Source organism: Pseudomonas sp. GW821-FHT04D07 (assembly GCF_059420225.1).
Window position 1 is genome coordinate 1 of record NZ_JBWKTH010000006.1, and the last position, 25,290, is coordinate 25,290.

At 60.6% G+C, this 25,290-nt stretch carries 16 protein-coding genes and 1 pseudogene; 6 read left to right on the plus strand and 11 right to left on the minus strand.

Annotated features, from left to right (window positions below; translation table 11 throughout):
* The first annotated feature begins 189 nt into the window (after positions 1-189).
* Complete coding sequence (locus AC07T0_RS10030; RefSeq protein WP_495001029.1) at positions 190-1,635, plus strand: mannose-1-phosphate guanylyltransferase/mannose-6-phosphate isomerase; 1,446 nt, start codon at positions 190-192, stop codon at positions 1,633-1,635.
* A 112-nt stretch (positions 1,636-1,747) separates the two neighbouring features.
* Here AC07T0_RS10030 and AC07T0_RS10035 read toward each other — a convergent pair whose 3' ends face one another.
* The 3 genes from AC07T0_RS10035 to AC07T0_RS10045 form a co-directional block, all read right to left on the minus strand.
* On the minus strand, positions 1,748-4,615 hold the full coding sequence (locus AC07T0_RS10035) for an RHS repeat domain-containing protein (protein WP_495001030.1): 2,868 nt from the start codon (positions 4,613-4,615) through the stop codon (positions 1,748-1,750).
* A gap of 63 nt (positions 4,616-4,678) precedes the next feature.
* Positions 4,679-5,023 carry a type II toxin-antitoxin system VapC family toxin gene (locus AC07T0_RS10040; RefSeq protein WP_495001031.1) on the minus strand — a complete coding sequence of 115 codons (345 nt, stop codon included), beginning with the start codon at positions 5,021-5,023 and terminating at the stop codon, positions 4,679-4,681.
* Entirely contained in the window at positions 5,020-5,247 is a 228-nt protein-coding gene (locus AC07T0_RS10045) for a type II toxin-antitoxin system Phd/YefM family antitoxin (protein WP_495001032.1), read from the minus strand. The genes AC07T0_RS10040 and AC07T0_RS10045 overlap by 4 nt, the downstream gene beginning before the upstream one ends.
* A gap of 446 nt (positions 5,248-5,693) precedes the next feature.
* Here AC07T0_RS10045 and AC07T0_RS10050 point away from each other — a divergent pair, with 446 nt between their 5' ends.
* The gene (locus AC07T0_RS10050) at positions 5,694-5,996 is read left to right on the plus strand and encodes a DUF6124 family protein (RefSeq protein WP_495001033.1); all 303 of its coding nucleotides are present in this window, start codon (positions 5,694-5,696) and stop codon (positions 5,994-5,996) included.
* A 101-nt stretch (positions 5,997-6,097) separates the two neighbouring features.
* Here the strand turns inward: AC07T0_RS10050 and AC07T0_RS10055 are convergent, their stop codons facing one another.
* From AC07T0_RS10055 to AC07T0_RS10065, 3 genes are all read right to left on the minus strand, one after another.
* Positions 6,098-8,923, minus strand: coding sequence for an RHS repeat domain-containing protein (locus AC07T0_RS10055; RefSeq protein ID WP_495001034.1), 2,826 nt, complete (start codon positions 8,921-8,923; stop codon positions 6,098-6,100).
* A 76-nt stretch (positions 8,924-8,999) separates the two neighbouring features.
* On the minus strand, positions 9,000-11,408 hold the full coding sequence (locus tag AC07T0_RS10060; protein WP_495001035.1) for a Tc toxin subunit A: 2,409 nt from the start codon (positions 11,406-11,408) through the stop codon (positions 9,000-9,002).
* Complete coding sequence (locus tag AC07T0_RS10065) at positions 11,405-15,766, minus strand: SpvB/TcaC N-terminal domain-containing protein (protein WP_495001036.1); 4,362 nt, start codon at positions 15,764-15,766, stop codon at positions 11,405-11,407. The genes AC07T0_RS10060 and AC07T0_RS10065 overlap by 4 nt, the downstream gene beginning before the upstream one ends.
* A 395-nt stretch (positions 15,767-16,161) precedes the next feature.
* Here AC07T0_RS10065 and AC07T0_RS10070 point away from each other — a divergent pair, with 395 nt between their 5' ends.
* Positions 16,162-16,563 (plus strand): thioredoxin domain-containing protein, encoded by a 402-nt coding sequence (locus AC07T0_RS10070; protein ID WP_495001037.1) that lies wholly within the window; start codon positions 16,162-16,164, stop codon positions 16,561-16,563.
* Positions 16,564-16,572: 9 nt separating this feature from the next.
* On the plus strand, positions 16,573-17,397 hold the full coding sequence (locus tag AC07T0_RS10075) for an SDR family oxidoreductase (protein WP_495001038.1): 825 nt from the start codon (positions 16,573-16,575) through the stop codon (positions 17,395-17,397).
* Between the two features lie 20 nt (positions 17,398-17,417).
* On the opposite strand, the pseudogene AC07T0_RS10080 reads toward AC07T0_RS10075, so the two are convergent.
* From AC07T0_RS10080 to AC07T0_RS10100, 5 genes and pseudogenes are all read right to left on the minus strand, one after another.
* Positions 17,418-17,744: pseudogene (locus AC07T0_RS10080) on the minus strand (DUF6124 family protein); the annotation flags it as partial.
* A 445-nt stretch (positions 17,745-18,189) separates the two neighbouring features.
* Entirely contained in the window at positions 18,190-19,050 is an 861-nt protein-coding gene (locus AC07T0_RS10085) for an efflux RND transporter periplasmic adaptor subunit (RefSeq protein WP_495001039.1), read from the minus strand.
* Between the two features lie 10 nt (positions 19,051-19,060).
* Positions 19,061-19,261: a DUF1656 domain-containing protein gene (locus AC07T0_RS10090; protein ID WP_040064387.1), complete on the minus strand. Its 201-nt coding sequence runs from the start codon at positions 19,259-19,261 to the stop codon at positions 19,061-19,063.
* On the minus strand, positions 19,251-21,437 hold the full coding sequence (locus AC07T0_RS10095; protein ID WP_495001040.1) for an FUSC family protein: 2,187 nt from the start codon (positions 21,435-21,437) through the stop codon (positions 19,251-19,253). The genes AC07T0_RS10090 and AC07T0_RS10095 overlap by 11 nt, the downstream gene beginning before the upstream one ends.
* 10 nt (positions 21,438-21,447) lie before the next feature.
* On the minus strand, positions 21,448-22,959 hold the full coding sequence (locus tag AC07T0_RS10100; protein ID WP_495001041.1) for an efflux transporter outer membrane subunit: 1,512 nt from the start codon (positions 22,957-22,959) through the stop codon (positions 21,448-21,450).
* Between the two features lie 206 nt (positions 22,960-23,165).
* On the opposite strand from AC07T0_RS10100, the gene AC07T0_RS10105 reads away from it, so the two are divergent.
* Together AC07T0_RS10105 and AC07T0_RS10110 are read left to right on the plus strand one after the other, a co-directional pair.
* Complete coding sequence (locus AC07T0_RS10105) at positions 23,166-24,122, plus strand: LysR family transcriptional regulator (protein ID WP_495001042.1); 957 nt, start codon at positions 23,166-23,168, stop codon at positions 24,120-24,122.
* A gap of 178 nt (positions 24,123-24,300) precedes the next feature.
* The gene (locus AC07T0_RS10110; protein WP_495001043.1) at positions 24,301-25,275 is read left to right on the plus strand and encodes a 2-hydroxyacid dehydrogenase; all 975 of its coding nucleotides are present in this window, start codon (positions 24,301-24,303) and stop codon (positions 25,273-25,275) included.
* The last annotated feature ends 15 nt before the right edge of the window (positions 25,276-25,290 follow it).

Below are 25,290 nucleotides of genomic sequence, written 5' to 3' on the forward strand. Positions count from 1 at the left end.
GAGCTTGCCCGCGAAGAGGCCCTTAAGAGCGCTAAAAGCTTCGCGGGCAAGCTCCGCTCCCACACAAACAGTGCACCCACAAGAAATGCGGTCACCTTGAGCCCTTCGTCCGGCACGAAACAACAACAAGAGAGTGAAACGACAGAACGCAGTAGCTCTAACCCATAGATTGTTTAAAGGAGTAACACCATGATTCCAGTCATCCTCTCAGGTGGTAGCGGCTCACGTCTTTGGCCGCTTTCGCGCAAGCAGTTTCCCAAGCAATTCCTCGCCCTCACCGGCAAGGAAACGCTGTTCCAGCAAACCCTCGAACGCCTGGTGTTCGAGGGCATGGAAAGCCCGATCGTGGTCTGCAACCTGGACCACCGCTTTATCGTCAACGAGCAACTGAGCAACCGCCAGCTCAGCGCCCAGCGCATCCTGATGGAGCCCTTCGGCCGCAACACCGCCCCGGCCGTGGCCCTGACCGCGATGTTGCTGGTCAACGAAGGCCGCGACGAACTGATGCTGGTACTCCCCGCCGATCACGTGCTCGACGACCAGAAAGCCCTGCAACGCGCCCTGGCCCTGGCTACCGTGGCCGCCGAGCGCGGTGAAATGGTCCTGTTCGGCGTCCCGGCAAGTAAACCGGAAACCGGCTACGGCTACATCAAGTCGAGCAACGATGCGCTGCTACCGGAAGGCGTCAGCCGGGTCTCGCAGTTCGTCGAGAAACCCGATGAAAAACGCGCCATCGAGTTCGTCGAAGCCGGCGGTTACTTCTGGAACAGCGGCATGTTCCTGTTCCGCGCCAGCCGCTTCCTCGAAGAGCTGAAAAAACACGACCCGGATATCTACGACACCTGCCTGCTGACCCTGGAACGCAGCACCCGGGACGGCGACAGCGTGATCCTCGACGAAGCCACCTTCGCCCAGTGCCCGGACAACTCCATCGACTACGCGGTGATGGAAAAAACCCAGCTCGCCTGCGTGGTGCCACTGAGCGCCGGCTGGAGCGACGTCGGTTGCTGGTCATCGTTGTGGGACGTGCATGAAAAGGACGAAAACGGCAATGTCAGCAAAGGCGACGTAGTGATCCAGGACAGCCACAACTGCATGATCCACGGCAACGGCAAGCTGGTCTCGGTGATCGGCCTGGATGACATCGTCGTGGTCGAAACCAAGGACGCCATGATGATCGCCCACAAGGACAAGGTTCAGGGCGTGAAACAGATGGTCAACACCCTTAACGCCCAGGGCCGCAGCGAAACCCAGAACCACTGCGAGGTCTACCGGCCCTGGGGTTCCTACGACTCGGTGGACATGGGCGGACGCTTCCAGGTCAAGCACATCTCGGTCAAGCCGGGGGCTTGCCTGTCATTGCAGATGCACCACCACCGCGCCGAACACTGGATCGTGGTCAGTGGCACCGCCGAAGTGACCTGCGACGACAACGTGTTCCTGCTCTGCGAGAACCAGTCCACCTACATCCCGATTGCCTCGGTACACCGCCTGCGCAACCCGGGCAAGATCCCGTTGGAGATTATCGAAGTGCAGTCCGGCAGCTACCTGGGCGAAGACGATATCGAGCGCTTTGAAGATGTCTACGGGCGCTCGACCGCGCCTGAACAGGAGGTGAAAACCATCGCCCAGTAAACTACAGTGTTCCACTCACCCCCGCCCCGCTGGCTGCGTACCCCCTATCCGCAGTCGGTGGGAACGGGGGTGTTTTTTGCCGGGGATACCTTTCCTGAGCTCAGCTTTCGGACTAAGACCCCCCTTGAAACCAGCTTTTTAAGCGCCCTAAAAAAGTTGGCGGCGGAGCGTTCAAACGCTCATATTCATGGTTTAGCGTGTAAACAAGGTAGGCAATATTGTCGGCATTATCGGTCATGGCTAGCTGCCGCACTACGGGATCACTATTAAAGGTACTCACAAATGCCTGTTTGTTCAAAAAACCGAGCGGGTGATTTTTTACCTGATTCTCAGAGAGGCCATTTTGCATCATGCGATATCCTTGCATCTTGAGATTAAGAGCGGCCCAGTCACTTCCATGCTTATATAAATCCTCATTATCCATGTACCAATAATCCTTCGTTTTAAGATATTGATGTGACCACTCATGAATAAGAAGCACCGCCAATTCTTCGGAGTCCTTGAGCACATTGGACGACATCTTAATATACATTGATTTTTCTTTATCACTTCCATAAACATAGGCAGCTCTCGGAGTCCCGGCTTCCTCAAAACCGATTATTCGAGCAGGATTGACCGTGTACGCTTGATCTCTCAAGCGTTCAAGCCAGGCGTTACCAAAGCCGGCTACCGGCCGCTGCTCACTCCCCGTGAAGCTCCACAAAATTTCCCTGCCAGGGTATTCGTAAAACTCCTGATTTTCTGCCGAAAGCGCCGCGACTGCATTGTCCAGCATCGTATGGGCACGCATGATGGCTGTTGCAATTGTCTTGCCCGCCTGAGGATTGGACTTGTTGATAGAAAGCAGGCCCCGGTTCGTGATGGTCTGATTCTTAGAGAAAAAATAAGCGGTGGCGGGCTTATTTTTATCGAAAAAACTGAAGTTCGAGTCATGGGCAAGATTGAGCCGTGCCCCTTCCATGGCCTTGTTCCAGCGCTGCCCGACCAGCCCCGCAGCATCACTCAGGACAACAGGACTGTTTTGCACGAACTGGTAGCGGTTAAATCCATCGATATCGCCGGCTGGGTCAGGGTTGAGCCAACGTTGCTGCCACGGCAGGTAATATCTGAGCCCATAATAATACAGCCCCGTCGCATCCCGCTCCTTACCCGAGTAACGGACAGTTTTATAGCTGGCTTCGACTTCACTTCGCCCAGCAAACCAGGCTGTACCGCCGTAGGGATGATAGGTCTCCTGGCTGATCACCTCGGCGTCACCATCCAGCTCCAGACTGCTGGAGCCCAGATGGTCGGTCAGGTTGTAGCGGTATTGATCATTGGCGACTCCAGACGGCGGTGTCGTTTCCCAGTGCAGCACCTGCATGGCGCTGCGTCCAGCCTGCATGCCGATCACTTGCAACACTTCGCCGGTGCCTTGATGGGTGCGGATTTCCAGGCCAGGCAGGTAGCGGACTTCCGATATCAGCGAACGGGCGTTGGTTTGGATGGAGCGGACTTTGCGTCGCCGCAAGCCATCGCCGCCGTACACATACAACTCCAGATCATCGTCAACATCGTCACGTTCGACTGGTCGCACCTCACGCAATTGATTACGCACATCCCAGCTCATCGCCTGCCCCGGTTGCAGCTCCAGCAGGTTGCCGTTGCCGTCAAAAGCGGCAGCAATTTCCTCTTCGGTGGGGGGCCGATCATTTTGCTCAGGCAAACAGCGATTGCTGTAGCATGCCGCCGTCAGCTTGCGGCTATGGCTTTGCGGGCCGACATGGATCAACTCCAGCAAATTCCCACCCGCGTCGTAGTGGTAAGTTTGACGATAGTTGGCGACTGCACCCGGATCGTCGAAACGATTGAAGTCAGGCCCTCGACTGGCAGTGCCCGCCTCCCAGCCCGTTGCCTCGATCAACTGGTAGAGACTGTCGTAGCCATGATGTTTGATTGGCTCAACCCGCTGATTGGCGAAATAACGAGTCGGCAAGGCCGCGTCTTCAATGCTCAGCACATTGCCCACTGGATCGTAGTCGTAATGCAGGTCTTGCAACGCCGCTTCAGTTCCATGTCGAGCCTGAAGTCGAATCAGGCGGCCGTCTTCAGGGCGGTAGGTCAGCGTACTGACCACACCGTTACCGGCGGTTTCCTGTTCGACCTGACCAAAGGCACTGTAGGCAATGCCATTGACCAGCGTTTGTGGGGCTGTCTGACCGCTGAGTTGCAGATGGCTGGCAAACAATTGACCGTCAACGGTGTAATCGAACAGTTGTCGATTGCCCTTGGCATCGGTCTGTTCCAGCACGTCGCCCAGCGGGTTGAAGCGTGACGAGGTGGACGCTGCTTGCGCCACGGGCTCCAGCAGCGCATCTCGCTCCGGCAACCCAGGCGGCCAATCGGGTATGTCCAGCGCGCTCAGGAATCGCTGGGTCTGCTCAAGTACTCCGCCCGTCAAGGCGTAGTTATCCACAGTCAACGTACCCGCCGGATCATCGTGTCGAATCAACTGTCCACATTGGTTGTGAGCGGCGAAATCCGCACTGGCATCGGCGTATTCAAAACGTTCGGGGTAGCGCGGAGTTTCACCTTCGCCCTGCTCGATAATCGCCAGCGGGCGCAGCAGATCGTCGTACTCGACCTGCCGCGCAGTGCCCCGGCTGTCCCAGCTTTGTACCAACTGATCCCCATCGCCAAACAAGCTGATCCGCTCACCGGCATCGACGCTGACTGAATTCAGCACCTTCCCTGACAGTGAATAGCGATTGACCAGGTTGGCAGGTGTTGCCGTATCTTCCGCGCTCAGCGCCCACAGCCGGGGATCCCACTGTTGAACCAAGCGCCCCATGGCGTCATAGGCGCTGCGGTTGACCCGCTCTTCGGCTTGCGCCGTCTCGACGGAACGGCAGTAAGCGACCGAGCGCACCGTGAGCCCGCGAGGATCAATAACCGTCAGCGTCGGTGTGTGAGTGTGAATCCCGCCCGTCAACCTCGACATGGCTCAGGCTCTGCGTAGGAGGCGTCAATCTAGTAATCACCCAATTCGCAGCGTTGACTACTGTCAGAAATGACAGGGCCGATAAATGGTATGTGAAAACACCACGCAACTTGTGGGAGCCGGCTTGCCGGCGATGGCGTACGGATAAATACCGCAAGGCTCAAGGGCCTCATCGCCAGCGAGCCGACGCCTACAGGAACCGTGTTCGGCCTTGGCTAACGGGCATTGTGCCCGGCGTCGGAACTTGCCGGTACACTCATCGCCTTTGATGGTCAGTTCCCACAGGCTGGCCGCGCCGAAATACGAGGTATTGGCCTGATCATCGATCAACTGGGCTGCAGCCTTGGGCAACTTGATGTTATCGGTGGCGGCCCAGATCAGGATATGAGTATCGAGCAATAACCTCATGCCTTACCCTCGAACAGGTCCGCGATCTCAGCATCCAGGGCATCCGAAGCCTCAGCGTTGAAGGTGACCCCCGTTAGCGTCCCACGCCGCTTGGGGGCTGTGATGGGGACCAGTTTGGCGACGGGTATACCGGCCTTGGCGATGATGATGGTTTCCCCGCCTGCGGCTGCATCGACAAGCTGCGAGAAATGCGTTTTGGTCGCATGGATATTGTGGGGCGACATGGTATTACCCCCCTGCATGGATCGAAGCCCAGGCTTAGTCCATTGCATGGACTAAAGATAGAGCTCCCCCATTATCCACCCTGATCGAAGATCGTCCGCAGGGCGCCTGCGAAGACTATTCCCTTTCACTTGAATGAAATTTCCTAGAAAATCCCAACCCGTTGCTTCTGCCCATTTCGATGACTAGTCTGCATCCTATCACCGCAAACTCGGTGATACGGACGTGCAAGTCCGGCCTGGTTAACGAAACAACGACGCCTGATCAAAATTTCAGAGGATGTGTCTCTGAGATTCAATGTCATGGTGGCTGTGCGTGGGAGATCTTCGGGATCTGCCGGGTTTTTGTTTCCTTAACCACCGGTCTTGCACACCTGCGTACAGCTGCCACCCTACTTCGCGTGCAAGCGAAGCGTGGTAGCTCCCAATGACGGTTAAGGAATCTCACCATGTTCAAGATCACCCCCAATCCGCCTGTCGCGGAAGACCTCACCTCCCCAGCATTCCGCCTCGCCGCCGAGCGCGCCTTCGCTCACTACGAGCTACCAGTGACCCACATGCGGCCTCGAAAAAATCAAACACGCAGCACCGAAGAAACCCTGCTCCATATCTACGAAATCCTCCAGAGTGCCTCGGCGACCGCCTATGAATCAGCGGACAATCTCCAGGGCTCGCAGCGCAAACTCGCCTTGGGCGCCGTGCATCTGATCGATATGGCTCAACAAGAAATGGATGGGCTGCTCGACGCCTGATGGACTGAGCGCGTGACCCGCTCCCGCACAACTGTGCGGGAGCGGTCCCCTCACCTACCTGCGTCAACAGTGCGGCGCCGGAATCAGCGTATTCACCCCCATCACCGTCCTCCAAGACGATTACGGATAAAATCAATCCGCCCCAGAAACGCCGACTTTATTTCCGATCTATTCTCTAACAACGCTGGCGATATATTTTCTTCAAAGAAACTGCCCCAGTCGCTATTAAGCAGACGTTCAGCGGTCAGAAGGTTGCCGAAAAACGCATCCAGGCTTTCTTGCGCTATGTCTTCTGGCCTGATATCGATATACCCCAGCTCCAAGATCGACTGGTGATCAATCGCAAACGCCTTACCCGCCTGGTCAAATATGACATTTCCTCCCGCATTCATTCGATCCCGAGTATTCAGCAAAAAGTCAAACACATACAGACTGGACTGCCGTCGATCAAATGCCGGGGTTTCTCCAACATTGACATAACGAGAGACGACCTCTCGCTCAGCACCGGGTCTCAAAGCTGTTGCCGGAACGATATTCAAGCTCAGACGCTGACTGAACTTATAAGCAAACACCTCGTTACCCGCGCCCACTTTCTGCCTGACCACTTCAGAAGTATCCAGGGCGAGCATACTTGAATAGTCCTTGATGACGATCCACTCGTTATCAGTGTAACCATAAACAATACTTTCATAGCTGGAAGAAACGTCTTTTATTTTCTTGCCGGGAATAAACCCAGCGTCCAGCACAAGTTCCATATGGGGTTCAGGTAATCCCGGTGGAACCTCTGTACCCGATTTATCTGCGAGACTTAGAGCCTCCAAAGCTGTAGCGGTTGCGGAAACACTCGGCGCTACGGGAGAGGGCCGAGGGGGAACAGCTGGGGCACGAAGCGTTGACGAGGGGCGGGAACCAACGACCGGCGGTGGCCGATCCATCAGCCCCTCAATATCCACGCGCGAGAGTGGATTGTTAGACACCATTCGATAGAGGTTCAGCCCCCCCATGCATCCGATCGGATCCGGGTTCACCCACCTCTGCAACCAGGGCGCGTAATACCTGAACCCATAATAATAAAGCCCCGTCGCATCCCGCTCCTTACCCGAGTAACGCACGGTCTTGTAACTGGCCTCCACTTCACTGCGCCCGGCAAACCAGGCCGTAGTGCCAAAGGGGTGATACGTTTCCTGGCTGATCACTTCGGCCTCACTATCCAACTCCAGGCTGCTGGAGCCCAGATGGTCGCTCAGGTTGTAGCGGTATTGATCGTTGCTGATGCCGGAAGGCGGTGCGGTTTCCCAGTGCAGCACCTGCATGGCACTGCGTCCGGCCTGCATGCCGATCACTTGCAAGACTTCGCCCGTGCCGGTATGGGTGCGGATTTCCAAGCCCGGCAAGTAGCGGACTTCCGATATCAGCGAACGGGTGTTGGGCTGGATGGAGCGGATCTTGCGTCGCCGCAAACCGTCGCCGCCGTACAGATACAGCTCGCGATCATCGTCGGCCCCTTCACGCACAACCGGTCGTACCTCGTGTAACTGATTGCGCAAATCCCAGCTCATCGCCTGCCCCGGTTGGAGGTCCAGCAGATTACCGTTGCCATCGAAAGCGGCGGCAATATCGTCTTCGGTAGGGGGCCGATCATTTTGTTCAGACAGGCAGCGATTGCTGTAGCGCGCTGCCGTCAGCTTGCGGCTATGGCTTTGCGGGCCGACATGCACCAGCTCCAGCAAGTTGCCACCGGCGTCATAACGATAGGTTTGCTGGTAGTTGGCGACGGCGCCCGGATTGTCGAAGCGATTGAATGCCGGTCCCCGACTGGCGCTGCCCGCCTCCCAGCCAGTTGCCTCGTTCAGTTGGTAGAGGCTGTCATAACCATAACGCTTGATCGGCTCAACCCGCTGGTTGGCGAAATAACGAATCGGCAAGGCGGAGTCTTCAATACTCAGCACATTGCCCACCGGGTCATAGTCGTAATGCAGGTCTTGTAGCGCCGCTTCAGTTCCACGCCGAGCCTGAAGCCGGATCAAACGGCCATCTTCAGGACGATATGTCAGCGTACTGAGCACACCGTTGCCGGCGGTTTCCTGTTCAACCTGAGCGTAGGCGCTGTAGGCAATGGCACTGACCAGAGCTTGAGGGTTTGGCTGGCCACTGAGTTGCAGATGGCTGGCGAGCAATTGACCGCCAACGGTGTAGTCGAACAACTGTCGATTGCCCTTGGCATCGGTCTGTTCCAGCACATCGCCCAACGGGTTGAAACGTGAAGAGCTGGTCGCCGCTTGCGCCACGGGCTCCAGGAGTGCATCTCGCTCCGGCAACCCTGACGGCCAATCGGGTATTTCCAGCGCACTCAGGAATCGCTGGGTCTGTTCAAGCACTCCGCCCGTCAAGGCGTAGTTATCCACAGTCAACGTACCCGCCGCATCATCGTGTCGAATCAACTGCCCGCACTGATTGTGAGCGGCGAAATCGATGCTGCCATCGGCGTATTCATAACGTTCGGTACAGCGCGAGGCCTCACCTTCGCCCTGTTCGAAGATCGCCAACGGTCGCAGCAGATCGTCGTACTCGATCTGCCGCTCACTGCCCCGACTGTCCCAGGCTTGGACCAATTGATCCCCATCGCCAAACAAGCTGATTCGCTCTCCGGCATCGACACTGATCGAACCCAACACCTTGCCCGACAGTGAATAACGATTGAGCAGGTTGGCAGGCGTGGCCGTATCTTCCGCACTCAACGCCCACAGCCGGGGATCCCACTGTTGAATCAAGCGTCCCATCGCGTCATAGGCACTGCGATCGACCCGCTCTTCTGCCTCCGTCAGCTCAACAGAACGGCAATAACCGACCGAACGCACCGTGAGCCCGCGTGGGTCAATCACCGTCAGCGTCGGTGTATGAGTGTGAATCCCTTGCGCAGCAGACATCGCCTAGTCCCTCGCTTGAAACCTACCCTGATGCGGATCTGCCGCGTTCAGACGCCAGCGTGCCACCCTCCAATTTTCAGGATGAGGTAGGCCAGTAAAAAGTAGCCTGAACGAGCCCCTCCATCAGCAAGGCTTCCTGCGCACCGCGAGCGCGCATGATCATATTGCACAGCTGGGGGAGCAGACTCTCCGCTGGCAGCCTGAGATCCCCCAGGATTCCAGTCACTTTGCTCCTCAAAGCCTCTTCAAAATCCTCTTCGGTTTCGCCCCGCAGATATTTGACCAGGCCCTTGGCCGCCGGTGAAGTTTCACCCGTCTCGATAAAATCGCGCAATTGCTCGAACCAATTGATGCCAACAGTGGAAAACACCTCCCGGTTGTTATCGTCGAGTTCAACCGACACACGGCTTTCAGGCGCGCCGGCTTCGACAAAACTGCTGTCACTGATCAGCGCCGCCGCCAGGCGCGAGTGCATCTGGTTCAGCAGATTGAGCTCGGCCTCGCTGGCCACCGGTTTGGTCAGGGCCGGCAGCACCAGCCGGCACACCTGGCCGACGGTCCATTTATGTTCGAGCATCCAGGCCCGGGCCTCGACCAGGGCATGGATCGTACTCAGGGTGTCGGTGTTACCGGAAGTCTGATAAGAGGCGATATGGGTCGGCCCGGCCAGCTTTGATACCAACTGGCTGCCACCGTTATCCAACAGTTCGAGCAGCGCCAGCGCCTCGATGGTGGTCAACCCCAGGTAATGGGGCAACCGAACCAGACGGTAGAACGCCGATACCACCCCGGCATTCCAGCGCAAGGGCTCACCGGCGTATGACAGCTCGATAACCTTCGCGGCAAAACGATACATCTCGAAGGTCATGCCCAACGCGGCGCATAGATGATCGATTTTCTGCCGCTCGGTCTCGTTCCGTGGCGTGATGCTGAACGCCTCCCCATCCAGGATCAAGGGGCTGGGAAACAGCGCCTGGCTGTTGAATATCTGGTCGAACTGAGTAGGCTGCTTGCCCCTGCCATGCACGGCCAGCCCCTGGAGCAAGGCGGCAAAATCGTCGACGCTGACCTTGTAGTGCGTGCGCAGGTTCTGGAACAACCCAAGGGCGCGCAGGGTGTCGGTGGTGATCCGGTAGTCCGGGCTTTTCCGCTCGGCGCGAATCGAGGCCACCAACAGACGGTCGACCTGGTCGAACGGCAGCTTGAGCCACTGCGCCAGGCGGATCATGCGGTTAAGCCGGTCAAAGCGGTCCAGGGACCCATTGACGATCTGATGGCTGGGACCGTTTTCATCGTCGCTCGTCGTTTCAATGGCCATGGCCGGGCTGGTACCGGCATTGACGTACACCGAACCGAACATCGCACCATCCACCTTGCCCGAGGCGATGAGATTGGCCGACGAATAAGGCGCGTAAGCCCCCACGGAGAGTAGCGATTCGAGCTCTTCGGTCTTCAACCCGGTGTGCAAGCAGAAGGTCTGGGTATCGAGCAACTTGAAAAAGTCGCCCTCGCCAAAGTTGTCCTTGAAAAAATTATCGGGATCAGTGTCGGTGGTTTCGAACAGATGAGTTCTGGGGTTGATACGCGCCAAGGTGAAGGCTGCCCCGGGTTCGGACTCTGGATCGACTTCGTCGACCTCCGGAAAAAATGGGGCCTCCAGCAAAATCCCCTGTTGCACCGGCCCCAAGCCGGTGTCCTGCACCAGCGCAATGTCCGAAAGCTGCGAATGCGCCCCGACTTCCTTGAAATAGGGATAGGCCGGATCGGTGCAGCGGATAACGTCTCCGGGCAGGCGCTCCTTGCGCTGCAAGCAATAGTTGATCTGCTGCTGATAACGCTCGTAGGGCAAGGTCATGGGGTAACGCACATCCAGCATGACATCATCCAGGGAGCGCTCGTCGCCAAAGCCGTCCAGATAACGGCGCGCCGAGGTTTCCAGGATTTCATTGACCAGCACCAGGGTCGGCTCGACCCGCTCAAGGGCGGTGTGATCAAGCAGCATTTCCGCCAGGTCCGGACGGCGATCGGCCAACAATATGCGATTGCCCTGCCCTTCCCCGGGGGGACCGCTCTGCTCGATTTTCTGCACTTCGCGGTACAGGTCCGCCAGGTAGGCTATGGGCGAGGTCGTGGCTTCGATGGCATCCGTTGGGCAATGGTTGGCCCAGTCCGGCCGGAAGAGGTCGTTATAGGTCGGCGCATCCACCAGCCCCCGGATTCCGGAACCGGGTTCGAAGGCCCGACGGATTGCCGTGGTCAGGCGCTGTTCGCGAAACTGCCGGACCGTAATGGCGCTGATGGCCCTGGCCTGTTCATGGATGGCCCGCGCTTCGCTGATATGCAAGGTTCGGTCGGTGTCCATCAACTGTTGCAGCGAACCGTTGGCGATCTCGAAGACCGAGTCGTAATGCTCCGCCAGTGTGTTGCTCCTGCGGAGTTCGGCCTGGCCCAACAACTGCAACAGTGAACTGGGTTTATCGTTCATTGCCCGTCTCCCGTCGAAGGCGACTGACCCGTTGAGGGTTGTTTGTTTGCCAAGGACTCTTCCAACGTATCGTTTTCATCCTCAGCAATCCCGTACCAGCCCAGGTAACGCTGGCGACGCCAATAGCCCATGGCGGTCACGGTCAGGGTCGGCCGGCCCAGGGGGTCGTAGAACTGCTGGTCGCAATAACCGAAGCGCCGAAACGATTCATCGTTGATATAGCGATAGCCATCGGCGAAGTACGGCCGGTAGACGCGCACCGCCAGGCCCTTGTTGTTGTATTCGACCCGTTCGCTGACCCGCCAGCGCTCGGCGGCCGGCGCGCTCACCGGTCGGTCGCCGTCGAGCACCAGGCTGCCGTCGTCGGCGATCTGGTAGGCCGGGCCCGGCTCGACCTTCTGCTTGCTCTGCAGGGCCCGGCCAAAGCCGTCCCAGCACTGCACGGCGATGCGGATCTTGCGTCCGGGATTGTCCGGCGGCCGCGGGTAGCGGTCGGCTTGCAGGACCGCCGCATGCACCGGCTCCCGGCGCTGCATCCAGCTGAACGCATCGCGAAAACAGGCGCTGGCCGCGCCCTGCAATGCCGCCTCCGGATCGGCGATAGCTTCGGCGGGCAAACGGGCAACCGGCTGGTACTCCTCTATCGGATCGAAACCGACCTCGCTGCCGCCTTCGCTGCCATGGAAGCTGCTGACCGACAGTTCGCCAAAACCATCAAAGCGGGCCTCCTGGATGTTCTGGTTCGGATCGACGATTCGACGCGGCAACAAGAACCGATAGTCCACCTCGGCCACGCGAGTACTGCATCCGTCGGCCGTGGTGACCCGGATCGGCAGGCAGTAATACGGATCGAACTCGATGCTCGTCGGCCCCTGGCTTTCAGTGGGCCGGGCACTGAGCAGCCGATAGAAACCCTCCAGCCCGGCATAGGTCATAAAGCCCTTGCGAGTCGAACACAGCACTCTTTCCGGTTCCGCCGGCAACAGGGCATCCATGGGCCGATAACCGAGCCCAGGCAGTTTCCTCCACAGTTCCTCGGGACTGAGCACCGACTCATACGCCCTCAGCGCCGCCTCATCCAGTTCGGCGGAGTCCAGGTAGTCAGCCAAGGCCTCAAAGCTCGCCTGCCCCGCCGGCAGGGTCTGGCCGTCATGCTGATAACGCTGCTCGGACAGCTGTGTCAGCATTCGCCTGTATTCAGCCGTGGGTCGCGCATTGAGACGGTCGAACATCACCTCATGGGAAATATCTTCCGGTCGTAATGCCACCTTCGACAGCACCAGCGCGTTGCTCCGCGACCGGTAGGGCAAGCCCAGACGGCAAGCCTGCGGGTCATCCAGGTGAATGAATTGCGCGCGGTGTTCGTTCAGGTAGTAAAAACGCTGCGCGTCATCGTGGGCGGCGCGCCACCAGGTCTGTTCATGGGCTTCGCTGAACGGCGGTTCATCGCCGATCTCCTTGCGCCGGGCATAGTCGACCGTCACCTCATGGGTCAGTCCACCATAACGGTCCCACCTCAGGCTGATGTGGTGTTGGCACAAAGGATCGTCCGGCTGGCGCTCGTAGGTGTAGGCGATGGACTCCAACTCCAGCGGCTGCATCCGGCAGTAAGGCTGGTACTCGTCGCGCACCTGCCACAGGCGCACGGCATAACGGTATTGCTGCACCGAGTAGGGCTTGGCATGCAGCGGGTCGGCGCCATCCAGACCGAAGACTTCGACCCGCAACGGCAAGCCGGCCATGGCGTAGGCCATGTCATGCCAGGTCGCGTCATCGGCGTGGCTGATGATCTCGTCGGGATCGTCGCCTTGCGGCGCCAGCAGCAACGCCGTCCCCAGGACCTGGGCCGCGCCGTCCGAATGGTCATAGTCCAGGCCCGGCAGGTCCGCCGCGCGCCCGCTGTGGAACCAACTCTTGCGCAGCACCGGTGCGGTAAAACCGGTGCGCCACTGTTCGTCGCCGGTGACTTCGCTGTCGCCTTGCAGCACCAGGCCAAAACCACGGAACTCACGCTCCTGGCCATCGTAAAAGCCCTGTCGATACTGAAAGCGCTGGGTCAGCCGATTGCCGGTGATTTCATCGAACTGGTGCTGCTCGACAGCCACCGGCAGCGGAAATGGCACGTAACTGGCGACCTCCAGGCCCGCCGCCAGCAACGCCTGTTTCTCATCCAGCCATTCCTGCGCCGAGCTGCGATAGATCACCTCGCCCGCCGCGCCCATATTGTTATGGGTGCTATGCAGCAGATAGGGTTTGGCCTGGACGAAATCGCAGCGCCAGTGCTGGGGTTGCATATGTGGGCGGGTGATCACCAGGCTGGAGCAGCCGAGCCCTTGCAGATCAGCCGTGCTGACCTGGCACAGCCGGTCATATCGCACGCCCGGCGGCCACGGCTGGATCCGCGGGGTGCTTTCAAAGCCCATGCCGGCGCGGTTCATAAAAATCTCGGCATGTTCGCTGGTGAGGTAGATCAGGTCCGCCGCGCCGGAGCCATCGAGGTCGGCCAGCAACACCCGCGAGGCGTCGAAGGACTCATAGGTATAGGGCAAACTGCCAAGGCGAAAGCCCGGGTCGAAACGGCCATGACCGCGGTTGGGCCAGCAGACGATTTCGTTATGGCGTATGCGCACCAGATGCTGCTGGCCGCTGCCCAATACATCGCTGAACGCCACCAGTTCGGTCTGTGCCTGACTCAACAACGGCAGACGATCGTCGGGAGCGGTTTCGACGAAATGCGCGACATCCTTGCCCGGGGCAAAACCTTCCTGTCGGCGGTTGGCATACAAGCGCACGCTGCGCGGGCCGATCAGGGCCAAGTCCGAAAGGCCGCCGCCCATCAGGTCGGCCAGTTGGCTTTGCGGGTGGAAGAACTCCAGGGGGAACGCGGCAAAGGTGACGAACCTCGACCAGCTGCGATCCGGGTTGAGGGTGAAAAATCCGCTCACCCCGGGTTGCGCCATCACCCAGTCCAGCCGGCCATCGCCGGTCAGGTCCATCAGCGCCTGGCGCACCGGCTTGCGGCTGTCCATCAGCGGGATGGCATCCAAGCGTTTCCACGAGTCGTAGCTCACCTCGTCGGGACTTTCCGCCGACTGCGCGCGCAGCGGCTCACGGTAGTACCAGGCCTTGTCACTGCGGTAGAGCACGCCCGGCAGGCCCTCGCCATACAGGTCAACCAGCTGGTATTGCTGGCCGTCGTTGAGGCCGGGCATGGCATCGAATGCTTGATAGTCACTGTGCTCGGGTTCAAACGCCGAGTAGCTGAACGCCACCGGCGGGCGCGACTCGATGCGCCCTTGCTCGTCGTAACCTTGCTGGTGTGCGGCGGACAGCAGGTTGTAGCCCAGTTCGGTGGTCCGGTATTCAAACAGCAAGCGTTGCACCAGCAGCGGTTCGCTACCCAGCTCGGCGAACTGGTGGAACATCAGCACCTGCCGGCACAGCCGCAGGTTGCCCAGCAGGAAGCCATAGCCGTAGGTCGCGAACGGGTCGCTGCGCACTGGCCACTCGCCTGTCGGCTCGTAGGCGGGGATATCCTCCACCCCGCTGTCGCGCTCGCCGTAATCGAAGACCAGATCGAAGTGCCAGCGCACTTGATCCAGCTGTTCCGGCATCCAGTGGTAGAGGTGCGCGCAGGCCTCGAAATTGCCGTAACGCACCCGGCTCAGATAACACTGGGCACGAAAATCGCGCGGCGTATCTTCGGGCATGCCGGCATGGTCTTCGCCGGCGTATTCATAAAGGATATGTTCGCCGAGGGCGTTCAGGCTTTCTTCCAGCAGCCACTCGCCGACACGCAGGTGATCCTCCAGATCGGTACTGCGTGACGAGCTGTTGAAACCGTACAGGTGCAAGGTGCCGTCGGCGCCGTGCACCAGCCAGAACCCCGGGTAGTCATCCGCCGAACGCCAATGTTCGATGCGCTCGAACGCGCCTTCGATACGCGGAAAATAACGCGCCACCTGGTAGTCGGTGCCCAGCTCCAGGCCCTGATAGCTGCGCACCGGGGTACGGATGATCACCCCGGCGGCGGTGCGCTCCGGCATCCAGACCATGCCGTCGGGCCCGAGCATGACATCGTCATCGGTGTAGTCCGGCACGCCCTTGCTGGTCCGCCGCGCGACGCAGCCCAGGGACAGCACCCAGCCGATCCCGAACAGGCTGTTGCCCACGCTGCTGCCATAACCCAGTGTCAGGGCTGGGGCAAAACCGCGTCCGGGAGAGATCGGTAACGGCAGGTCGAAGGAGGCCTTGCCACTGGCACCGACCTCGCCCCAGCCTTTGCCGATGCTCTGGATGGCACCGCCGCCCTTGGGCAGTGAAGGAGGCGTGATGCTGAAGCTTTCTTGTGGGTCCATCGCCGGGCTCCAAGCGGGTCTGCTGGGAGCTAATGTGGGCGCAATAGGGGGGAGCGATCTACTGTCAGAACTGACAGTTTTTTAGTGATTAACGAAATAAGAAACAGCCGAACCGGGCATATCCCCGCCACTACGAACGATAACGCGAAACAATAACGATCCTATTACCGACAAAGACCAAGAGAAAAACGACCAGTCCACGTCACCGTCGCCCCTCGAATCAAGAACACAATCCATTGATTTTATTGTAAAAAAGTCGAAATCTCGGCATTCAGGCCGGTCCTGACCTACAGTGATATCACTTTGACACCCGTCATTTCTGACAGGTTACATTGGATCACATTTGGCGTTGAATACCCCCCAACACCGAAACATAGGGCGGCAGGGTAACGAGCATGAAAGGGACGAGCACGGTCATCGAGATAAAAACTCGACAAGCGTTCAGAGCGGAGTTGGGCAGCCTCGAGGTTCCATTGATCCGCCCTCGACCGGCCGTGGTGCTGGTCTACAAACGCGACTGTCCACCGTGCGAACGACTCAAACCGTTGCTTGAAGCCCTGGCCGCGGGCCCATACCAGGAGCGGGTGGCGTTCTATCAGATCAGTTATCCGCTCTTCAAACTGTTCCAGCCGGAGATCAGGATCGAGTATGTCCCGGCCCTGTTTTTCCTCGATGCCCACGGCACCCAGAGCCTGACGTACGGCACGCAAAAGGATGAGATAAAGACCGGCCTCGATACACTCATTTTTGTTTCGAACGGGGTATTCTCGGAGGTCTTCGACTCCCAACCCCACTAAGGATGTGCCATGCCCGTTGCCCTGATCACCGGATGTTCCAGCGGCATAGGCCGCGCGTTGGCGGATGTGTTCCAGCAGGCGGGCTACGAGGTCTGGGCTTCGGCGCGGCGGGCCGAAGATGTGGCGGCGCTGGCCAGTGCCGGCTTCACCGCCGTAAAGCTGGACGTCAATGATGGCGAGGCCCTGCAGGCATTGGGCGAACGCATCAATCAGCAGTGCGGCGGCCTTGATGTGTTGATCAACAACGCCGGTTATGGCGCCATGGGGCCACTGCTCGACGGCGGGGTCGAGGCCATGCGCCGGCAATTCGAAACCAATGTGTTTTCCATTGTCGGGGTGACCCGGGCGATGCTCCCGGTATTGCGCCGCAGCCGGGGTTTGGTGGTGAATATCGGCAGTGTCTCCGGGGTGCTGGTGACGCCGTTCGCCGGGGCCTATTGCGCCTCCAAGGCGGCGGTGCATGCCTTGAGCGATGCCCTGCGCATGGAGCTGACGCCATTCGGGATCCGGGTGATGGAAGTGCAGCCCGGGGCCATCGACACAAGCTTTGCCAAGAACGCCGGGCATGAAGCCGAGCAGTTGATTGGTGAACAATCGCCGTGGTGGCCGCTGCGCGAAGGCATTCGGGCGCGGGCCAATGCTTCGCAGAACAATCCGACGCCAGCCGCCAGCGTGGCCGCCGATTTGCTCAAGGCCGTGCGGCAAACCCGGCCGCCGCGCCTGTTGCGCCTGGGCAATGGCAGTCGGGCGCTGCCATTGATGGCCGGGTTGCTGCCCAAGGGCTTGCTGGAAAAAGTGCTGATGAAGCGGTTTGGCTTGAACGCACACCTGTAATGCCCATTCAACACCGAATCCATCCAGCGCTGGGCCAACTCGATCAGGTGCACAACCCCCATCGCCACCTGGCGGTTGGAACCGGTCTGGTTGTCGGCGTGTTCATAGGCCGTGGCCGCTGCCGATTGCAGGACGGAGTAGGCGTTGACGAGGGCGTCTTCGCGGCTTCTGCTCTCGGGGAGACGGTAAGTCGATGAGTTGACGGCAGAAGATTTCGGACGCGGATACGGCCCCAGGTCGTAGTGCGCGAAAGCACGGTCGGCGGCTTGGGGGTCGATGGTTTCGGCGCTGGTTGAAAGCGGCGGGTTGGGGGTGATCTTGAACATAGCGAAAAGCTCCAAGTGCATGTTTGGGAGCCGTCACCATCGCTGCTAAACGAGAGGGTGGCAGCCGTACGCAGGTTAGCAGACCGGTGCACTAGGAACCCGGCGCGCCGCGAGGCGCCCTGCGCACGACCACCATAAAACAGGGCCGAAAAAAAGCGCCTTGCTGAAGGTGGCGCTGTGCGCCTAGTTACACGACGAGCTGCTAAACCCGGCCACTGAATTGGCAGTGACGAAATCAAGCCTAGTCGCGCAATCAGGCACAAACAAGCGCCCGGGATTTTCTAGGAAATTTCACTCAATGGAAAGCGAGTTGTCTTGCTGGCCGAAGTTAACCCCAAAGCTTTAGCGCTCTGGAGGGCCTCTTCGCGGGCAAGCACCGCTCCCACGGGTTCTCAGTCGTACGCAATATTCAGGTACGACTCAAGACTGTGGGAGCGGTGCTTGCCCGCGAAGCTTTTAGCGATTTTCAGGCCCCCACCGGCTTGACGATCACCGTACACGTAATCCCCGCCGCCAACAGCACCCCGTCTGGCACCTGATCGATATGAATCCGCACCGGTACCCGCTGCGCCAGGCGCACCCAGTTGAACGTCGGGTTCACATCGGCGATCAGCTCGCGGCTCTCGGGGTTGTCACGGTCGTAGATCCCCCGCGAGATACTCTCCACATGCCCCTTGAGCACCTCGCCGCTCATCAGTTGCATATCTGCCGGATCACCCACCTTCAAATGCGGCAACTTGGTCTCTTCAAAGAACCCATAAACCCAGAACGAATTCATATCGACCACCGCCAGCTTCGCCTCGCCGATCCGCGCATAGTCACCGCGATGCACATTGAGGTTGGTGACATAACCGTCCACCGCCGCCCGCACTTCGGTGCGCGCCAGGTTCAACTGCGCCGCCTCCAACTGCGCCTGGGCCTGCTGGTAATCAGCCAGCGCCGCATCGGCGGTGTTGCTGGCGTCGTCGCGGCTTTCCTTGGAGATCACCAGGTTGTCCAGGTCGGCGCGGCGATGGGCATTGAGCTTGCGCATCTCCCAAGTGGCCTTGCGCGAGTCCACCAGCGACTGCGCCTGCTTGACCGCAAGGCGGTAGTGCTCGGGGTCGATGCGCATCAGCAGGTCGCCCTTCTTCACCTCCTGGTTATCACGCACCGGCACGTCCACCACTTCACCGGTGACGTCGGCGGCGACGTTGATGATGTCGGCGCGCACCCGGCCGTCGCGGGTCCAGGGGGTTTCCATGTACTGCACCCAGAGGAATCGGCCGATACAGATCGCAAGGGCCAGGACCAGCAAGGTGGCGATCAGGCTGAAGAGCTTTTTCATCAGGTCGTTCTCAACGGTAGACAGTGAGCGCCAAAGCGCCGAACAAGCAACAGAACAGGCTCAGGCGCAGTAGCGCCGGGTGCCAGAAGAAGCGGTACAGGTCATGGCTGGCGATAAACCGGTCCAGCGCCCAGCCCAACCCCGCCGCGATCAGGAACATCAGGGTCATGGTCGGCATATAGACGCCGTGGAAGGCGATTTCACGGGGCATGGGGATTTCCTTGGGCACGGCCCAGCTCGGCCAGCGGGGATTGCGGGTCCAGCAACGAGGTGCGGATAAAGTGCAGGTAGCTCTGTACCCGACGCAGGGCCGAGGTGTCGAAGTGCCGGGCAAAGGGTTCGTCGGTGGCCTGAACCCGGCTGATGGCATGGTCCACCGCCACCAGCCCACGCTCCAGATTGCTCGCGTTAGGCTGGATAAACAGACGCACCAGCGCCCGGCCCATGACCCGGATCGACTGGCGCCACGGCTGCGATTCGGCATACGCCGGGTGCACCGGCAGGATCGCCTGTTCCTTGCGCAGCTCGATAATCGCGTGGCCGACTTCCAGCACCACGAACATCCAGCGCAACAACTGGCTCTGCACTTTCGGCTGCCCGGCGGCCAGGCCGTAGGCTTGGTGCAGCAGGTCGCGGGTGCCGCTTTCAAAGGTTGAACCGAGGCCCTTGAGCTTGCCGCTGATGGCGAACACCACCTGTTCGCGCAGGTCCTGCTCCAGCCGGCGCCACAACCAGCGGCTGTTGGGCGGCAGGATGATCGCCCCCGCCGCCGCGCAGACCAGCATGCCGATGACCATGGCGATGTAGTCATTGATAAAGCTGTAGGGGTTGTAGATCGTCAGGTTGTCCGGCACCGAGCCGGTGCTGAAGAAGATCAACAGGCCCAGGCCAACACCCGCGTACGCCGGGCGCGAGGCGAGAAAGGCGCCGAGCACGATCACCGGCGCGAGCATCAGGCACAGCAGCGGGAAACCGTCGATCCAGGGAAACACGAAGAACATCGCGACAAAGCCGATCACCGCGCCGAGCAACGTCCCGCAGGCCATCTGGAAAGCCATGCGTTTGGGGTTCGGCGTGGCCGCGGAAAGGCCCACGGTGGCGGCGGCGATCAGGGTCATGGTCGCCCCGCTCGGCCAGGCGGTCGCCACCCAGTAGCTGCCGAGCACGATCAGGATAAACGCGCCGCGAATGCCCGACGCCGAGGCGGCCAGCCAGTTGGTTTTCGGCACATAGGGCTCGTCCCACTGTTCGCGTTCGTGGTGGTGATCGGCCAGGGACGCATGGGTCAGGGCGTAGCTGTGCAGTTCCTCGACAAAGCGATAGAGCAGTTCGTAGGCGGTGTGGAAATCCAGCAGGTCGGCTTCGCTCGGCTCACTTTCCAGGAAACTCGCCCGCAGGCTGCGTACTTGCTCCGGCAGCCCCAGTTTGTAGTCGGCCAGGCGGCTGGCCAGGCGCTGGGCATCGGCGTCGGTCAGGGCGCGGCCAGCAAAGTCATCGAGCAATTCACCGAGGCTGGGAAAGCCCGGCTCGATGGCCGCCAACACCTCGACCCGAGCGCGACTGCGCAAGCGCTCAAGCAACTGGTGCAGGGCGTTGAAGCGGGTGGTTAGGGTCATGAACTCGCTGTTCAACCGGTTCAGCCGACCATTGCGCCGGCGCATGTGCGGGTCCTCGAACACGGTGACGCTGCGCAGCCCTTCCAGGCCCACCGCCTGGGCGATAAAGCCGACGTTGGCGGCTTCGAAGGCGGCCTGCGGGTGGCGGCCGCGCAAGCCGGCGCTGACAAACCCGGCGAACACTCCGAAGCGCTGGTAGAGGGCATTGCGCATGGCGGCGCTGGAGGTCTGCGGCAGGATCGCGGCGCTGACCAGGGTCGAGCAGAGAATCCCCAGGGAGATTTCCAGCACCCGCCACATTGCCGCCATAAAGGCCCCTTCCGGATGGGCCAGGGCCGGCAGGCCGACCATCGCGGCGGTGTAGCCGGCCAGGACAAAACCGTAGGCGCGGAAGTTGCGGTTGCGTTGCGCGCCAGCCGAGCAGAGGCCGATCCAGATCGCCAGCGCGCCGAGAAACAGCTCGGTGTACTGGGCGAACAGGGCGATCAGCGCCACCATCACCGCGGAACCGGCCAGGGTGCCGAGGAAGCGGTAGAAACTCTTGGCAAACACATGGCCACTCTGCGGCTGCATGACGATAAACACGGTGATCATCGCGGTGCGCGGCTGCGGCAATTCCAGGCGCATGGCCAGCCACAGAGTGAGGAAGGCGGCGGCCAGGACCTTGAAGATATAGATCCAGGTCACGCCGTCGCTACGGGCCCAATCGAAGAAACCGCGACGCCATTCCAGGGAGTACAGCCAACGCACGGGGGCGGGCAAGGGGGTCATGACGCGGTTCTCAGTGATCAAAGGCGGCCAGCACGGCCGCAGGTTTGTGCGCCACGGTGCGGCTCTCGGCCGGTACATCGTTGCCCGCGCCTAAGCCGCCCCCCAGTTCGGTGATGAGCTCGGCATGGGCACTCAGGCGCGCGGCCTCGACCTGCTGCTCGACCTGCTGCTGATGAAACAGCAGGGTCTGGGCATTGAGCACATTGAGGTAGTCGGTCAGGCCACGCTGGTAGGCGATCATGGCGATGTCGTAGGTTTTCTGCGCCGAGGCCACGGACTCGACGGCGAACACCTGCTGCTTGTCCAGGGACTCACGGCGGATCAACTGGTCGGAAATACCCTTGAGGGCATTGACCAGGGTCTGGTTGTATTTCGCCACGGCGAGGTCATAACCCGCCGCCGCTTCGCCCAATTCGGCGCGCAGGCGGCCGCCGTCGAAGATCGGCAAGGACAGCGCCGGGCCGACGCCGTAGTTGAATTTCTTGCCGCTGAGAAACGTCAGCAGGCCGCCGCCGGTGGCCATGTAGCCGAGGTTGCCGAGCAGGTCGACGTTGGGATAGAAGCCGGCGTGGGCGACATCGATACCACGCGCCTGGGCCGCCACTTGCCAGCGACTGGCGACCACGTCCGGGCGCTGGCCGAGCAGTTGCGCGGGCAGGGCCGAGGGCAATTTCAAAGTGGTGTGCAGGGACAGCGACGGCCGTTGCAGGCGCGCGCCCTCGCCCGGGCCGACGCCGGCCAGGGCCGCCAACTGGTTGCGGCTCAGGGCGATCTCTTCGTCCAGCGCGTCGAGCTGGCGATGGGTTTCCGGCAGCGGCGTCTCGGCCTGACTGACTTCGAAATGGGTGCCGAGGCCGCCGTTGAGGCGTTTTTGCGCCAGGTCGAGAATCTGCATCTGCTGCTTGCGGGTGGCTTCGACGATATCGCGCTGGGCGTACTGCAACGACAGCTGGATATAGGCGTGGACGATGCTGTTCTGCAATTCGAGCCGAGCCTGGCGCGCTTCGGCGACGCTCATATGGGCCAGGTCCACGGCCCGTTCACTGGCATTGCTTTCCCGACCCCAGAGGTCCAGGGAATAGCTCAGGCCCAGGGCGGCGTTGTTGTCCCAGGTGGTGGTGCTCGCCAGTTCGCCGGGGCCGTAGAACGGGTCGTTGGCCCAGTTATGCCGTTTGAGCGCGGCGTCGCCCTTGATCTGCACGGACTCGGCGGACTCGGCCAGCCCCGCCAGGGCCCGGGCCTGGCGCACGCGGGCGGCGGCCATGGCCAGGCTCGGGCTGCCTTGCACGGCGCGCTCGATCCATTGGTCGAGCTGGCGGTCGCCATAGGCTTGCCACCACTGCGCCACAGGCCAGTGCGCGTCGCGCTCGGCACTCTGGATCGCCTGGTCGGTAAGCAAGGTGTTGGCGGCGAGGGGCTGGCCCTGTGGGGCAATACCTCCGGTTCCGATGCAGCCGCTGATAGCCAAGGATAAAGCCCAAACACTGAGAGTCTTCAGCTCTCTGCTGATGCGACGCGGCACTGCTGCAAATTCCTGGGGTGGGGAGAAAAGCGGTTTCCCGTGGGCACAACACTGACCTGGGGGAGCAATTCTAGAGGGCGGCCTGTCAGACGATAAGATGGCCTTTCTGTGAAGCTTTGTTACCGTTAACGCGATAATCCCTTGGTCGAATGCCCATCCCCCTGTTACTTCGTGTCACAATTTGCCGTCACCCCAGAGAGCACCCCATGGACACTTTGCAAAATATGCGCGCCTTCAGTTGCGTGGCCGAAGCCGGTAGCTTTACCGCCGCCGCCGTGCAACTGGACACCACGACGGCCAACGTCTCGCGCGCGGTCTCGGCTCTTGAGGCCCACTTGCAAACCCGCCTGCTCAACCGCACCACCCGGCGCATCGCCCTGACCGAGGCCGGCAAGCGCTATTTGCTGCGCTGCGGGCAGATCCTGGCCTACGTTGAGGAAGCCGAAGCCGAGGCCAGCGACGCCCATGCGCGGCCGGCCGGGCAGTTGAAAGTGCATTCCATGACCGGGGTTGGCCAGCATTTCGTGATCGATGCAATTGCCCGTTACCGCAAGACCCACCCCGACGTGACCTTCGACCTGACCCTGGCCAACCGCGTGCCGGATCTGCTCGACGAGGGCTATGACGTGTCCATCGTGCTGGCCAGCGAGTTACCGGATTCGGGCTTTGTTTCGCAGCGTCTGGGGATCACCTACAGCATCGTCTGTGCCTCGCCGGCCTATGTGAAAGCCAACGGTTGCGCGCAACGGCCGAGTGATCTGCTCAACCATGCCTGCCTGCGCCTGGTGAGCCCGGTGATCGCCCTGGACCGCTGGGCTTTCGATGGGCCGGATGGGCAGGAAGCAGTGAACATTGCCACCTCGCCGTTTCTGGTCAACTCCGCCGATGCGATGAAGGCGGCGATCATCAGCGGCATGGGAGTCGGCGTGTTGCCGGTGTATGCGGCGATCGAGGGGCTGCGCAATGGCAGCCTGGTGCGGATGATGCCCAGCTATCGCTCGCAGGAGCTGAACCTGTATGCGATCTATCCGTCGCGGCAGTACCTGGATGCCAAGATCAAGACCTGGGTCGAGTACCTGCGAGGCTCCTTGCCGGAGATCCTCGCGGCCCATCAGGCCGAGTTGGCGGCGTATGAGCTGAAAAACGTACGTATCGCCAACTGAAATGTAGGTGCGAGCTTGCTCGCGATGGGCGTCAACGATAACGCGGGGCATCTGATACCCCACGGTGTCTGGACCACCATCGCGAGCAAGCTCGCTCCTACAAAGTCAGAATCCAGCGCACAAATCCGGCGAAAAATGATAGCGTGCTTTGCATTCCCGCCGTTCGATGAGCCCTGCGATGAAAAAAACCGTACTCGCCTTCAGCCGCATCAGCCCCGCCATGGTCGAGCACCTGCGCGAAGATTTCGAGGTGATTGTCCCGGATCCCAAGCGCGGTGATCTCAACGCTCAGTTCGACGCCGCCCTGCCCCACGCCCACGGCCTGATCGGCGTCGGCCGCAAACTCGGCCGCGCCCAGTTGGAAACCGCCGCCAAGCTCGAAGTGGTCTCCAGCGTCTCGGTCGGCTACGACAACTATGACCTGGCCTACTTCAACGAACGCGGGATCCTGCTCACCAACACCCCTGACGTGCTCACCGAAAGCACCGCCGACCTCGGCTTCGCCCTGTTGATGAGCAGCGCCCGCCGCGTTGCCGAGCTGGACGCCTGGACCAAGGCCGGGCAGTGGCAGGCCAGCGTCGGCCCGGCCCTGTTCGGCGGCGATGTGCACGGCAAGACCCTGGGTATCGTCGGCCTGGGCAATATCGGCGCGGCCGTGGCCCGCCGTGGTCATCTTGGCTTTAACATGCCGATTCTCTACAGCGGCAACAGCCGCAAGCCGGAACTCGAACAGCAACTCGGCGCGCAGTTGCGCAGCCTCGACGCCTTGCTCGCCGAGTCCGACTTCGTGGTGCTGGTGGTGCCCTTGAGCGACAAGACCCGCCACCTGATCAGCCATCGCGAACTGGGCCTGATGAAGTCGGATGCGATCCTGGTGAACATCTCCCGTGGCCCAGTGGTGGACGAGCCGGCGCTGGTCCAGGCACTGCAAAACGGCACTATCCGTGGCGCCGGGCTGGACGTCTACGAGAAAGAACCACTGGCCGAGTCGCCGTTGTTTCAACTGAAGAACGCCGTCACCCTGCCACATATCGGCTCGGCCACTCACGAAACCCGCGAAGCCATGGCCAACCGAGCGCTGGCCAACCTGCGCAGCGCCCTGCTCGGCGAGCGGCCACGCGATCTGGTCAATCCCCAAGTGTGGAAGGGCTGAGTCACCACGAGGCCG